Genomic DNA, 15323 nt, shown 5'->3' on the forward strand with positions numbered 1-15323 from the left:
GCACGTATCACGTCGCACGTATCACGTCGCACGTATCACGTCGCACGTATCACGTCGCACGTATCACGTCGCACGTATCACGTCGCACGTATCACGTCGCACGTATCACGTCGCACGTTCAACGTTCCACGATCCACGTAGCTACTTTCAACTTTGCTACGTTCGACGGAGCCCGAGCGCAGCGAAGGGCGACACAAAAGGAACGATCTCGGGATATCCGACCTAAACATAATCAGAATCCGCACCCTCGAAAAATCGCTTCGTGTACTGGATCCCATATTCTCGGAAGAGAAGCATCACTTCCTCCTCATACGACATTATTCGATGATGTTCTTTTTGATTGTGTATGTACCGACGAACATTGTTCACTCCAGACGCGCTTACCGAGAACCCTGCATATCCGATCTGCCATCGAAAATTCCGCACTCCTTGTTGCCGCATCCAGCGCGACGAGTTCGCCTTCACACGTCCTATAAGTTCGCCGATAAGAATTGTGGCGGGGAGAAGGAAAAGGACGTGGACATGGTCCTCCGTTCCACCGATATCGCATCCGTTCACACCGAGTTGACAGAATACGCCATTGAGATACGCATGAAGTTGTTCCACCTTTGATTCAGGAATCAAGTTTCCATGGCGTGCGATGTGAAAGGTTGCATGGACATAAAGCTTGACGAAGGAATGCGCCATAAAATCTCCCAGGAAAATCCTTGTCGAAATCAACCCCAAGGCATTATACGCGAGAGAGTGCGAAACGGTTCCCGATTCCGTTCGCGCAAGTGCGCAGAGCCCCTCTGTGTCGCCCTTCGCTGCGCTCGGGCTCCGTTGAAAGTAGCAATGTGGAAAGTAGACACGTTGGTCGTTAAACGTGTGACGTGTTACGTGTAACGACCGTTGTGCCGCCCTCCGCTGCGCTCCGGGCTCACGAAATCCGTTGGGCGCGCCTTCCCCCGGGCTGACGCCCGGGGCTGGCATGTGTCGCCCTCCGCTTCGCTCCGGGCTCATCGTGTCGCCCTCCGCTTCGCTCCGGGCTCATCCTGTCGCCCTTCGCTGCGCTCGGGCTCCGTTGAAAGTAGCAACGTGGAAAGTAGCCACGTGGATCGTAGAAACGTGTCACGTGTTACTTGTTACGTGTAACGACCATCCTGTCGCCCTCCGCTGCGCTCGGGCTCCGTCCTGTCGCCCTTCGCTGCGCTCGGGCTCCGTTGAAAGTAGCAACGTGGAAAGTAACCACGTGGATCGTAGAAACGTGTTACTTGTTACGTGGAACGTGTTACGTGTTACTTGTTACTTGTCACGTGTTACTTGTCACGTGTCACGTGTACCGTGTTCGAAGCAGCGACAGCGTTCATTCTTTCCCTTCCCCGCTCACGCGGTTCCCCGCTATATCCCCCACACAACTCCGATCCCGGCCTCGAGGCCGGTCAACGTGCGGCTGCCCTGCATGCTGCCCAATTGAAAACGCAGCCGCAGCGGGATTGTGATGTCGCGTGTCGGAGAGAATGCGGGAGCGAGTCCCACACCCGCGAGCATGGCGCCCGAGATGGTGGTGAGGCGGCCCGGCGCGACGGGTGTATCGACTTCCTCGAAGTACTGGAAACCGAGCGAGAGACCGAGTGTGAAACGTTCGGAAAAATACATCGAGTACGAGGCGCTGATATCGGCGTTGTTCGGCTCGCCCTTCGACAGCGCGGGCGCAAGCACACCCGCGATCGGCGCCTGTCCCTTGCCATGACTGCGGTACCTCGCCGCGAGAACCAAGCGGTTGTTCTCGAAGGCGGTGTTGTACTGCAATCCCGCCACAAGCTTATCACCCGCAGCGTACACGTCCTCGTTTTCAAACACGTCCTTGCCGTAGCGTGTGTACAGCAGGTCGAGCGCCAGACTGGTGGCATCGGCGAGGGATACATGAAAGCCCGCGGTCACGAGTATCTCGTCGCCGGGATCGTAGTCGCCGCTGCCGGTGAGCGGCACAAAGACGCCCTTGTACTGATATGTCGCCCCCGCGCCAAACGCCGCTGCGTCGCCGACAGGCACCGACCACAATACGCCGGGATTCAGATTCAGACCCTGACCGAATTGTGAAACCTGCATACCCAGGGCCGCGTTGCTCAGCAACACATTCGAAAGAAATTCGTCGCGTGTCAGCGAGCGCTGCCCCGTCGGAAGATTTGCACCCAGGGAAAAAACGAGGCGTGCTTCCTCGAGGTGATACAGCAGACCAAGCTGCGTATCGGTCAGGCCGCTCATCCTCTCCACACCACCGCCCATGGTGCTCACGGGCGTGTTGCGCACAGTGACGGCGAACTCGCGAAGCAGTGGAAGGTACACCGACACCTCGCTGCCGAATTCACCGAAGCTCTGCTCCCCTTCGACCGACCACTGCTGGTACAGTGGCATGATACGCACGGTGATTGAGCGTCCGATGATGTCGGTTCCATCCTGTGCAACAACGGACGAGAGACCCGCAAGCGGTATCAGACAAAACACGAGGAGTGTCGGGAATGTGCGCATGGCTGTCTCTCTCATTTGGCGATTCGAAGAAGTGACCGTGTGACGATACGACCGTCCGCTGCGACGGACACGTGATAGACACCTTCGCTGCAGAGTCGGCCCCGTGCATCGCGGCCATCCCACAACACCGAGTACACACCGGCCACCTGTTCCGTATGCGCGAGGGTGCGCACATGCCTGCCCAGCGCGTCGTGGACGTCGACGGTCACGGTGCTGCGCGCATCAACGGTGTAGCGGATCATCGTCGTTTCCGACGAGGGATTGGGCGCCGCATCTATCAAAGCCAAAACGAGTGGCTGCGGCGAAATGCCGTCCGCGAGTCGCCGCGCATCCTCTTCGGTACCCAGCACCAGGCGCAACCGCCGTGTTCCCGCACGGACGTCCACGCGAGCGAGCCCCTGCTCCACGGGCACGGCGCGGCCCGCATCGAGATCGAAGAGATACATCGCGTATCCGCGGGGCAATGCCGCATCGGGTTGAAGCATCAGGTCCGCCGAGGATTCGCCCGCGGGTGCTTCCACACGCAGATCCCATGCCGCCCCATGTCCGGCGTCTTCACGAAATTTTTCCATGACTGCTGTTCCGTCGTCATCGATGCTGATGCGGCCGAGCCGATCAGGCAGCGGCGGCTCGAGCACGTTGATATTCCGCCGCGCGCCGTTCCGCGGCACAAAGCCCACGAAGTTGTGACGGTCTGACCTGCCGGTGACTGGGAACGCGGCGGTGATCTGCATTGCGAGGGTGGCGTCGGCTGTCAGCGGTTTCTGCTCCGCGGATTTGATCAGACCCGGCGGCGCCTCCACCGGAGGCACTGTGAGCGTCACCGAACCGGGCGTGTCGTTGTAGACAAAGTAGCCGTCCCACGACTGCAGGGCCTGGCGTCCGGGCACATACTGCTCGCCGTCAAAGAAATACGGCTGCGAAATCACGCTGTTGTCGGCGCGGCTTTCCGCGATCACATCCGCCCAGGCCACGGAAAACGCGAAGTGCCCTGCGAGCTGATTCCATCCTGGTTCGAGCACAAACTGCTGCGGCGCGCGTGTGTCGACGGAGAGTGCCGCGTCAACGTCGAAGCTCATGCCGTTGTAGGTGACGAGCCACAGTGCCGTGCCCGGCTGCATCACGCTGCGAATGTCCTCGTACTCGCGGTAATCGCCGCTTTCCCAGTGGAAGAGGCGCCACATGCGCCGGTTGTACCGGCCGAGGTCGTCGGTGAACACGGCGGGCAGAGCGCTCTCCGCCAGCTCCGCCGGCACCGACACCATCCTGTAGCTGTCGCCGCGCATGGCGTGCGGATACTGTGCGCCGGGTATGGAGACGCGGATCAGCGCCGGCCGGGTCTGCGGTTCGGTCGCGGGGAAATACAGTGTGTCGCCCGCGCTGCTCGCGATCTCGACGTAATACTCGACGCCGCGCAAGCCGACTCCCGTGCCGGGAATGGTTGCCGCTAACGCGGAACCCGCGGGTTGCAGTGCGAGAGGTGTGTACACGGTCGCACCCGCGCTGCGGTAATACAAAACGGATGTATTTGTCGGAAATCCGGGCTGCACCTGCACGGTGACGGGGATGTCGGCACCCGCGCGCCCGTCGCCCACCACGGCCTGCACGGCGCCCGCGAGTCCGGTGCCCGTGCTTTCGATGACGGCCAGCGTGTCGTCGGCCGTGCCGATGAGCCGCAGCCGCGCGGCCTGCGCGCCGAGGGACGATGGAGTGAAACGCAGCACAAAGCGGCGCTCGTCGAAGGTCTCGATCGTGGCGGAAGTCGGAGACAACGAGAACTGCGCGTCGTCGCTGACGATACGTGTGATCATCGCGGGAAATTCGTTCGCGTTCCGCACGATGATGGTGTCGCTGGCGGCGGAGCCCAATTCCACGCCGCCAAAATCGATGCGCCGTGTCGAAAGTACCAGTCCCTGCGAGAACCCCGCGCCTGAGAGCCACAGGCGTGTGTTACCGCCCTGCGCGTTGTGATGAAATTCCACCACGCCGGTTTCGTTCTCGGTGTTCCTCGGCGCAAAACGGATGGTAAACACCGTGCTGTCACCCGGACGCACGGTGACGGGTGGATCCGGCGCGACGGAGAAAATCGTGTTCGACACGGTGATGGCGTTGATGCGCAGATCCTCCGTGCCCGGATTACGCACGGTCACCGTCTCCACGGTGTCGCGGCCGAGTTCAATGAAGCCGAAGTCGATGACGTCGGGCGTCACGATACACACGGCCTTTCCGCCGCCCGGAGTGACGCCGGTGCCGGATACGAGGATTTTGTCAAGCGGCGGTGTGCCGTTGTGTGTGAAGCTGAGCAGCCCCGCCTGCATACCCACGGCCGTCGGCGCGAACTGCACAACAAAACGCCTGCTCCCGCCGGTCGGAATTGTTGCGGATACGGGCAGCACCGTAAACACCGCGGTGTCGGAGGTGACGGACGAAATCACGAGCGGCGCGTTGCCGAGATTCGACACCAGAACACCCGCCGTATCGGCGCTGCCGATCTCGACGGAGTCGAACTGCACACTCGCAGCGGCGGTGGAGAATATGGGCGCGAGTGGATCCGTGCCCCTGCCACCGACCTGCAGCGTGTCGGGTGATGTGGATCCGTTATGGAAGATCACCAGATTCGCGCTGTGCAGGCCCGTGGTTGGAGGAATAAATCGCACACGCAGGAAGCGGCTCTCCCCCGAATCGATTTGTGCATTCGTCGGACTCACGGCAAAAGCCGCGTTGCTGCTGTTCACGGACGTGATACGCAACAGTGCATTACCAGTGTTTGTGACACGCGCGCTGTCGATGGCCGTATCACCCACGGCGACGTTGCCGAAGGCGAGGTCCTGCGGCAGCAGCGCAAATCCTGGCCGTGATGCCGCGGCGCCGTTGCCTCGCACGGTCACGGTATCGCGCGCGGGCTGCCCGTTGTGTACAAACACCACGCCGCCCTGCCGCGTGCCGATGACTGTCGGCGCGAAGGTGACCGTGAAGACCACGGTCCCGCCGGGCGGGATGGCGGTTGGACCGGGCGACACACTGAATTGCGCGGGGAACGCCGTGATGGTGGTGATGTCGAGCGGCGCGGTGCCGGGATTGCGCACGGTCACGTTGCGCGTCGCGGTGCCGTTCACGGGCACGTCGGCAAAATCAAGCGCGCGCGGTTCGGCCTTGAACGATGCAGCCTGCTGTGCGGTGCCCGTGCCCGCAAGTGTGACGGTGTCGGGCGAGGTGTCGGCGCTGTGAGTGAACAGCAGCAGACCGTTCTGCGCTCCCACGGCGGCCGGTGAATACGACACAAAAAAGACCGCGGTCTCCTGCGGTTGGAGCAGCGCGTTTGCGGGCTGCACGCTGAAAGGCGCGGCCGTCGCGGCAGTTTGTATCGAGAGCGCGGCGTTGCCCGTGTTACGCACCAGCACGCTGTCGCGTCGCACCGATCCGAGTGTCACCTGTCCGAAGTCGATGCGCGCGGGATTCACGGTGAACGCGGGCGAGACACCGATGCCGTCGACGCTGATGCGCGATTCACGCGTCCCACCGTTGTGCCGCAGCGTGATGGCGCCCTGCGCCTGTCCGCGTGTGCCGGGCGTGAAGGTCATGCGCACAAAGGTCTTCGCGCCGGGCTGCAGCGGTGCAGGATCCACATCGCCGCGGAAGGCGGGATTGTCGGAATCGACGGAAGTGATCACGAGCGGCACGGTGCCGCTGCTAGTGATCAGGATGCTGTCGCGGCCGGTGGCGCCGAGGGGCACGTCGCCGAAGTCCACCTGCGTGCCCGCGAGCAGTATGTCGGCCGTGCTGCCCGTGCCGCTTATCTGCACGCTGTTGCTGCCCGCGTGGGTGTTGTCGGTGAACACGATGTTGCCGACGTACTGCCGCGCGTCGCGCGCATCGAATGTGACGGTGAAGTCCTGATACTGCGACGGCAGGATGTAGGCGGACATGGGCGTCACGCTGAACGCCCCGTTGTCGCTCGCAGCCGAGAGTATGCGCAGCGGCGCGTTGCCGGTGTTGCTCACGCGCACGTCCTTCGAGCGCTGCTCACCCACCGGCACGTCGCCGAAAAGCAAAAACGGCGGCGTTGCGGTGAACTCGGGCGCGATGCCGTTGCCGCTTGCGCTGACTGTGTCGGGCGAGGCCTGACCGTTGTGGGAAAAGAAAAAGCGCGTGTAGTCGGGTCCCGAACGCTGCGGCGCAAAGGTGAGCTGGAAGTCGCTGCTGCCTCCGGCTGGTATTACCGCCGAAGAAGGTGCGACGGTAAAAGCGGGATTGGATGAAACGACGGAGCTTATGTCGAGCGCCTTTGTTCCCGCGTTGCGCACGGTCAGAGGATACGTGCCCTGTTGATTCACGGGCACGTCGCCGAAGGAGACGCTCTGCTGCGCGGCGAAGGAGGCCTCGGTGGATCCGTTGCTGCGGAACACCGCCCCGTTGGCAGCGCCCGCGTACAGATAGCCGTCGTCGTCGATGGCGAGTGACGTGATGCGCGTGGTGCTCAAGCCGCTGCTGAGCGGCGTCCACTGCCCGCCGTTGTTGGTGGATTGATACACGCCCGCGTCGGTTGCCGCGTACAGCACGAACAATTCGTTCACCACGAGGTCGCGCACGGTGTTGCTGCCGAGTCCGGCGATGATCGGCGTCCATGTGGCGCCGTTGTTGGTGGAGCGGAAGGCGCCCGCGTCGCTGGTGCCGAGAAAGAGCTGTCCGCGTGTATTGACGATGAGCCGGCTGAAGTTGTTGCTTGTGAGTCCGGCGTTGATGTACACGTACGTCGTCTCGTCGATGGTGCGCAGCATGCCGTCGTTCAGCACGGCGAGGAACAGGTGCCCGTTGGTGGGGTTGATGACCAGGCCGTTGATGGTGCCCTTCCCCACGTACCGGCTCATCCAGCCGGTACCGCCGTTCAGCGTCTTGTAGAGGTACGGCGGAAGCGTGGGATTCATCTGCTGCGTGCCTGCGTAATTCACCTGCGCACTGCGGAAGGCGAAGGTGTGGACGGAGTGATAGTTCAGCGGCTCGTTCACGGGCGACTGCCACGTCGTGCCGTTATTGGTGGAGATGAAGTAGCCGTTGCCGGCAGATGCGTGCATTCTTCCCGAGAAGGGATTCGCGTCGAAGCCCGTGAGTGTGGTGGAGGCAAACCCCGACATCGTCCACGAATCGCCGCGGTTCTCGGAATACCACGCCCCGCCCTGCCGTGAGGCGGCGAAGAGCCGATTCGATGGATGCACCAGCAGAAAGTCGACCGGATTCGATGAGGGTTGCGTCACCTGCACCCAGAAGTTCTGCGCGGCCAGGGGCGCGGCTCCCGCCAGCATGGCGAGAAGCAGCACGAGTCGTCCTCTGTATGTCTTCATCGTTCGCATCTTTCTCTCTCTCGTGAATTGCGCCGAGGCGTATGCCGCCGGCGCGCGGCGCCCCGGGCGCCTGCGAAACATGGGGTCATCGTGTGGGCGGACGCGGAGGTTCGCGCAGCGTGAGTATCGGCGCGGGCGCGCGATACGCGTCGGTCGGAGCCGAGCGGCCCGCGCTGCCGGACTGCGGATACACGCCCGCGTTGTCCATCAACATGATCAGCCGCTGCGACGCGAGGGCGGGCACGCGGAGCACCGGACCTCGCGACTCGATCTCGCGTATTGCGGCGAGCGTCTGTTCGCGTGTGCCCGCGGTGATGAGGCCGTCCATCGCCGCAGCCCGAGTGGCCGCCAGCGTGAAGTTCCGGTCCAGCGACAGCGCTTCCTGATAGTAGCTCCGCGCCGCGATAAAGTCGCGCGCGTCCTCCTTCTCGAGGCCGATGCTGTACAGCAGAAAGGCGTCGACGCTGTTGGTCGGATTGCGCGCGATGCGGTCGCGCTCGGCGGGTGTGATGCTGATCTCGAGTTTCGTGAGCAGATCAAACACCGCGTCCTTCTGCAGGCGGAAGAGTTTGTCGAGATCGTCCCTGCGTGTGAACGGCGCGGCGGGGGCGCGCCGCAGCACGTCCTCGGCGTTGACCGTGATCTGCACGGCCTTGTCGGGCGACACGCTGAACACACCCGTCACGATGCGCTCGGCCTTGAGCAGGCGTCCCAACCGCGGCGCGGTGGACTGATCGATGGCGGCGCTGCGCGAGAGCTGCAGCTCGTCCGACAGCTCGCGCACACGCACACGCTCCACAAGTCGCAGCTTCGACACATTGCCGAGATCGGCGATAAACAGTTCGCTCAGTCCCTTGCCAAGACTCGCGTACCTCTCGTCGCCCGCGCCGAACACCAGCGGGAACACGGCGATGGTGTTTGCCGTGACGTCGTTATCGGTGAGCTGCAGTTCCTGCGTCACCAGACTCCGGAACTGCGCGCGCACGGTTTCACGTATCAGGGTCTCGTAGCGGCCCTGCATCAGCCGCCTGTACGGCGAGAGCGGCGAGTAATCGGCGAACGACGTGTACTGTGCCAGCGCGGCCTGCGGATCGTTCTGCAGTTCGTGCAGCATGCCGGTGAAGAAGCGCGTTTTGGCGTCGGCCGCCTTCAGGCGCGCTGCGCGCGTGAGGAAGTCCTTCGCTTTGGCGAACTGCCGCGTCTGCACGTAGATCGCGCCGAGATCGCGCAGCGCGTCGGCGTTCTGCGGATTGATGTCGAGCACCGCCTCGTGCCGCGCGATTTCCTCGCGGAACTCGTCGACGCTGCGATCGAAGGACACGGTGGCGCAGGAGAGGAACAGCGCCGCGACGGCCGGGATCAAACCCGCTGTCACACGTTGTGATATCGACATGCCGCTATCCGATCAGCGGCTTGATGACCTCGATGCGTTTCTTCGCCTTCTCAAAGCCCGGATCGAGCGACAGCGCCTGCTGGAATTTCTCGAGGGCGGACCGGTAGTCGCCCTTCTCCACCAGCGTCACGCCGTCGGCGTAGAACAACATGGCGTCGAGCGACTGCGTGGGCGATTTTTCCTGCGCGGCCTTTTCCGTCACGGTGACGTTGATCTTCTTCGCGATCAGCGTGCTGAGCTTGGCGGTGAGTTCGTCGAAATCGTCGACGTCGCCGCTCACAACTTCGGTGGCGAGTATCTCGCCCGTCTCCACTTTCACGAGACGTGTGCTGAGTTTCATCTTGCCGGGGAAGCCGATGTAGCTGCCGAACAGCACGGCATTGACGCCGAGCTGTTTGCCCACACGCACCGCGGTGTTCTGGTCGAACTTGCCCGGATCGTTTTCGAGGCCGATCTCCTGCAATATCCACGCGATACGCTCGCGCTCCACCACCTTGAGATTCACGAGTCCGTTCAACTGCGCGATCATCAGATCGGCGAAGCCGTTTTCGAGCGGCGTGTATTTGGCCACGTCGTCGCCGACGAGGCGGTTCTTGAAGTCGAGTATGGCGATGGTCTGCATGCCCGGATCGGGACGCTCGATGGCGGCGCTGCCCGTGGCCTCCTTGCAGACCGAGTAGTACATCTTCACGAGCTGCGGCGCCTCGTTCTCGGGATCGAGTTCGGGACGCGGCGGCGCAAGCGACGCGAGCTGCGCCAGCGCCCATTTCGACTTGTCGGTCATGTCCTTCGCGAAATAGCAGCGGCTGAGGATGAGGTACACGTTCACCTTGTCGTCCTTCGCCAACTCCGCGTTCTGCGTCAGTTCGCTGAGCAGTTGTATGGCCTCGTCATTGTACGCGTTGTTATAGTACTCCATCGCCTTCTGCATCTTGCTCTTCACGTCGCCGCCGCCCTGGGCATGCAGCGAACCCGCGGCCAGCATCAACACAGCCGCCACTGCCGCAAGAATCCCCACGCGCCCGCCCGGCGCGCGCACCGCCGTATTTCTCGTTCCATTCATCGCTGCCTCCATCTATCTGGTGTGTCGTTGGTGTTTAGATTTTGTCTTTCATGGTAAAGATGATCCGGTAGTCGCGCTTCTGCTCGCCGGCCTCGATGGTGATGGTCTGCGGCCCTGGCGACACGGTCTTGCCGTTCAGCGTCACACTCTCCACAACCTTCCCTTCCTTGGCCACGTTGATCGTGTACCGGCCGGGACCTTTCGTCAGCATTTTTGTGGTGTACAGACCGATGTCCTCGCCGTTCACGCTGATGTTGCCGAACTGCGGCCGAACAAAGACGGTGATGGTCTGCTCGAAATAAAACGACACGTTCTGCGTTCCGCCCGCATCCACCGCGGCGCTGAAACGTTTTGTGCCGTAGACTGGATGGGTCACGGTCACAGTCTTGGATCCGGCCGCAAGGTCGAAGCCGGCGGTCTGTCCCGCATCGGCGTTGCGCGTGATACCGTCCACTGTCACTCTGCCCGACGGGAACACCGCCACGGCGAGCCGGCCACGTTCCGTTGTAACGGCGGGACCCGTGGTGTTGCCACCGGGGGGAGTTTCCACGCGGCGCTCATTTCGTGGCGGCGGATCCTGGCGCGGCCGTGTGCCGCCGGGTGTTGCCGTGGACGGTTTTTCTATCGTGGACGGATCGGACTGCGTGTTCGAACCCGGCTCCGTGCTGTCGGCTTGTTTAGACTGAATCGAAGGAGGCGGATCCGCGCCCGCCGACTTTTTCTCCGCGACCGACGGTGCTCCGGCGCCGTCAGCATCACCGGATCCGGATCCACTGATGGACGGCCAGAGGAAATACAGTGCCGCGACAGCCACAAGCAGGAACAGTCCCGCAACAGGAAGCAGCGGAAATTTCCGCCGCGATGGCGCGGCGGGTGTGTCGGAAACAAACACCGTTTCCGCGGCAACACGCGGCGCCGCGGCCACACCCGAGCCGTGCGCCTCGAGCGCTGTGCGCATCTCGGCCGCGGTCTGATAACGCTTTTCAGGATCCTTCTCGATGGAGCGCTGCACCACGGCCACAAGACCGCGCGGCAGATCGGGTTTCGCCTTCTCGAGAGGCGGCAGATCGCCGTCGACGATGGCTTTGCGTATGGCAAAGTCGGTCACATCGTCGCCGAAGGGCACACGTCCGGTAAGGGCTTCGTACAGCGTGATGCCGAGCGAGTAGATGTCGCCGCGGCGGTCCACATTGGCGAGGCCGCGCACCTGCTCGGGCGACATGTAGTAGAGAGTGCCCGCGGTGCCCATCGTCATCGTCATGGCCGACGATTGCTGAATTTTTGCGAGACCAAAATCCGTCACCTTCACACGTTCGTCGGCGGTGATCATGATGTTGCCGGGTTTGATGTCGCGATGCACGATGCCCGCCTCGTGCGCATGATCGAGCGCCGTGAGTATCTGCGAGAATATTCGCACGCAGCTTTCCGGGCTCATGGGTCCGGACTGCCGCAGACGGTCGGCCAGCGTGCCGCCCTCCACCAACTCCATCGCGATGAGGAAACCCTGGGCGGTTTCGCGCAGCGCATAAATCGAGACGATTCCCGGATGCTGCAGTTTTGCGAGTGCCTTCGCCTCGGATTGGAAGCGTTTGAGGAACATCTCGTCGCTGGCGAAGCGCGAATCCATCATCTTCAGCGCCACGGGACGGTCGAGTGTCGTGTCGACGGCGCGGTACACCACGCCCATGCCGCCGTTGCCGAGAACGCCCTGCACTTCGTAGGTGTCGATCGTTTGTCCGATGAGGCCGCTCATGCCGCGCCGACCCGTGTCGTATTTCGGGACCTTTTACTCATGTACGTCCGGATTGTGGTGTACTTCTTAAACGCAGGACGGGAAAAATTGGTTCTGTTCATGGCCGGTTGGAATCGATTACCGTGTCTCCCACACGGCGAGGCGGTCGAGGAAACTGCCCGAATAGTGCACCCGCACGACGATGACGCTGATATTGTCGCTGCCGCCGCGGCGGTTGGCGAGTTCCACCAGCATGTCGCAGGCCTCCTGCGGGCGGCGCTCGAGCACGAGGGTCCGCAATTCCGCGTCGGGCACGTACTGGTACAGGCCGTCGCTGCAAAGCAGGAACGACTCGTCGGTGCTCAGCGCGATGTCGCCGATGATGTCCACCTCCGTCGTCGGCCGCACACCGAGGGCGCGGTACAGATGCGACCGCTCGGGATGGTGTTCGGCCTCCTCCTTCGTGAGAATGCCCCGTCGCACCATCTCGGCCACTTTCGAGTGGTCGCGTGTGAGCTGCTCGATGCCGGTGCCGGTGATGCGGTACACGCGGCTGTCGCCCACATGGGCGATGGTGGCTGTGTGCTGCTGCAGCACGAGGGCGCAGCAGGTGGTGCCCATGCCGCGGAGCGCGGGATCGCCGTCGGCCGTGCGGTAGATGCGCGCGTTGGCCTCCTGCAGCGCGTGGTGCAGGCTCTCGGCGATGGTGGATCCGTGCATCGAGAAGTATACCTCGGGCACGGTGACGACGGCCAGGCTGCTGGCGTCGCGTCCACCGCTGTGGCCGCCCATGCCGTCGGCAACAACACAGAGCAAACCCTTCTCGCTCTCGAGGTCGGGCCGCTCGGCGGGGAAATATCCCATGGCATCCTGGTTCTCGCGGCGCATCATGCCGACGTCGGAGGCGCTCCCGATATCCACTGTGGCTTTTCGTTTCACCGGACCGGCGCTCCCTTACCCGTTGCTGAGAATTTCGACGGCGATGCCGCGTGTCGGACGCACCATACAGGCCAGCCGGCATTCACCGGCCTCGAGTCCGCAGATGTCTTCGAGCGTCCCGGTTTCATCGTCGCCCGGGGGCGCGAGGTGCTCCCGTCCCGCGATAATACGAATGGGGTCGCTGCCGCAAATGCCCGCATGGCACTCGGCCACGATCTTCACGCCGCTCTTCTCCGCCGCGTCACACACGGTGTTGCCCTTCTCGAACGGGGCTGAGACTCCGAGCGCGGGAAAAAGGACCACCATATCCGGTATTTCGCCAGGCGCGGACGCACCCGCGGCCGCCGATGCCGGAACGGGCACGGACGCTGCCGCGGGTGCGGGTGCTGCCGCGGGCGGCGCCTCAGCGGGCATGGGCGGGAAGAATCCCGAATGCCTGCGGTCGCTGGTGATTTCCACTTTCTGCACATAGCGGAAGGTCTGCTGCCCGAGGCGGAATTCATCGCCGTTCTGCAGCGGCGCTGCCTGCACTATTTTTCTCCACGTGCCGTTGACACTCTTCAGGTCCTTCGCGTACAGCAGACCGTTGCGCAGAGTGATCGAAAGATGCCTGCGCGAGAGTGTGCCGTCGTCCGCGTCGAGTGTGATGTCGGGCGCCTCGCGTCCGAGCACGACGGTTTTCTCCGGCACGGGATACCGGCGGATCTCCTTACCCGCCCTGTCGTAGTGCACATACTCCGACACCCGCCCCTCGCCGCGGAAGAGCAGGAACTGACGGCCGAGTTTGAGCAGATCGCCCGGCTGCACCGCGTACGGCACGCCTTCGGGAAGGCGCAGCAACACGCCGCTTCCTCCGCTGTCGTCCCGGAGTGTGGAGCCGTCCGGTCCGTGCACGATGGACGCGTGCGTCTCCGCGAGATACGGATCGTCGGCGAACACGATGTCGGCCTCGCTGCGGCCGATGCGTGTCACACGCTGTGTCTGCAGTGCATATTCATTCTCCTCGACATTCCCGGGCAGCAGACGCACGAGATACGCCGCGGCCGCCGCGTCCGCGTCCTGTTGCATCTCACGCGGCGCGGGAGGCGGAGCCGCGTCGGGCGATGCCGGAACCATGGTCACGCGCGGGGCGGTGCCTGCCGGGGGCGCATCGGCAAACTGCACCTGCACCTGCACGTCGGCAACGCCGTCGAGGCGCTGCCGTATCACATCCATCACATACACGCCGTCCACGATCGCTGCCTTGATATTCCCCCGATGTTTGATCTCGGGGAATTCCGCGGGATCGGCCGCGAAGTCCGTCACTTCGAGATAGGCCTGGCTGAGAATGTCGCCGATCAGGTACACGCAGGGCTGCTGCGTCTCGAGCAGTGTTGTGACGGCCATCCGTTTTTTCTTCGACGGACCGCCGGTCACCAGCGAGATTCCCATCGAGGCGAGCAGCCCCTCGGGAATGTCCTCGCCGATACACGCGATGCAGTACTCTTTCAGGAATTCGAAATGGACGCTTTCGTTCGGGCGGCCGTTCATCATGCGGCGGTCGGTGCGCACGGTCAGATACTCGCGTTTGTCGGGTCCGGTCACCACCGCCACGGGCTCGCTGCCGGGATGGTAGCGGATGTTGCCGTTGCCGATGTACGCCTCGAAGAACACCTCCGCCAGAGCTTTCGAGACCTTGGGCAGTTTGTCGCCGCGGTAGGACCAGTACACGGCCGTCGTATCACCCGCGCGTGTCTTCGCGTGCGAAATCTCGATCACGGCTTCCGCCGCCGAGGTGCCTCCGCCGATGACGCAGGCGGGCTCTCCGATATACGCGGCCGCGTCGTTGAGGCGGTACGCGATGCCGTCGGCATTGCCCGGTATGTCGAAGCGGCGCGGCACGCCGCGGCCGATGGCTAGCACCACGTGGCGCGCGGCGCAGCGGCCTTCGTTCTTTGTGTTGTGATTGTACACGCGCACATTCCACGCGCCGTCGCTGCGGCCCGCGAGTCCCAGCAGTTCCACGCCGGTCTGCGCGGGGATGCTGTATTCACCGTACCACGATTTCCACAGCGTAAACATGTCGTCCTTGTCCATCGGCGAGAAGGAGAGCTTCTCGATAAGTGGACCCGCAACAGGAAACGCCATCTTGTCACCTCCGCCGAAATCAGGAAGGATAAGCTTGTCCTTCGCGTAGTCGCGAATGCGTTTCATGATGTCGTCGTAGTCGATCACCAGGGCCGCGAGGCCCAGTTCCTTCGCGCGGAACGCCGCGGCGGTGCCCGCGGGTCCGCCGCCCACTATCAACACGTCGAGCACGGGCGGCAGTGTCACGGGTTCCGCGAGGGGTAACATACCTTCCCGCGC

The 15323-nt window shown here is 63.1% G+C and carries 8 protein-coding genes; all 8 read right to left on the reverse strand.

Annotated features, from left to right (window positions below):
• Positions 1-222: 222 nt before the first annotated feature.
• Positions 223-687, reverse strand: coding sequence for a transposase (locus HY962_13045; protein MBI5647849.1), 465 nt, complete (start codon positions 685-687; stop codon positions 223-225).
• Between the two features lie 693 nt (positions 688-1380).
• Entirely contained in the window at positions 1381-2511 is a 1131-nt protein-coding gene (locus HY962_13050) for a hypothetical protein (protein MBI5647850.1), read from the reverse strand.
• An 11-nt stretch (positions 2512-2522) separates the two neighbouring features.
• Positions 2523-7850 carry a choice-of-anchor D domain-containing protein gene (locus tag HY962_13055; protein ID MBI5647851.1) on the reverse strand — a complete coding sequence of 1776 codons (5328 nt, stop codon included), beginning with the start codon at positions 7848-7850 and terminating at the stop codon, positions 2523-2525.
• Positions 7851-7935: 85 nt separating this feature from the next.
• Positions 7936-9243 (reverse strand): hypothetical protein, encoded by a 1308-nt coding sequence (locus HY962_13060; GenBank protein MBI5647852.1) that lies wholly within the window; start codon positions 9241-9243, stop codon positions 7936-7938.
• 4 nt (positions 9244-9247) lie between these two features.
• Positions 9248-10306 (reverse strand): hypothetical protein, encoded by a 1059-nt coding sequence (locus HY962_13065; protein MBI5647853.1) that lies wholly within the window; start codon positions 10304-10306, stop codon positions 9248-9250.
• Positions 10307-10340: 34 nt separating this feature from the next.
• Positions 10341-12059: a protein kinase gene (locus tag HY962_13070; protein MBI5647854.1), complete on the reverse strand. Its 1719-nt coding sequence runs from the start codon at positions 12057-12059 to the stop codon at positions 10341-10343.
• 117 nt (positions 12060-12176) lie between these two features.
• Positions 12177-12977 (reverse strand): Stp1/IreP family PP2C-type Ser/Thr phosphatase, encoded by an 801-nt coding sequence (locus HY962_13075; GenBank protein MBI5647855.1) that lies wholly within the window; start codon positions 12975-12977, stop codon positions 12177-12179.
• A 15-nt stretch (positions 12978-12992) separates the two neighbouring features.
• The gene (locus tag HY962_13080) at positions 12993-15311 is read right to left on the reverse strand and encodes an FAD-dependent oxidoreductase (GenBank protein ID MBI5647856.1); all 2319 of its coding nucleotides are present in this window, start codon (positions 15309-15311) and stop codon (positions 12993-12995) included.
• Positions 15312-15323 lie beyond the last annotated feature (12 nt).

It is taken from the genome of Ignavibacteriota bacterium, from assembly GCA_016218045.1.
Classification (GTDB): Bacteria; Bacteroidota; Ignavibacteria; order SZUA-365; family SZUA-365; genus JACRFB01.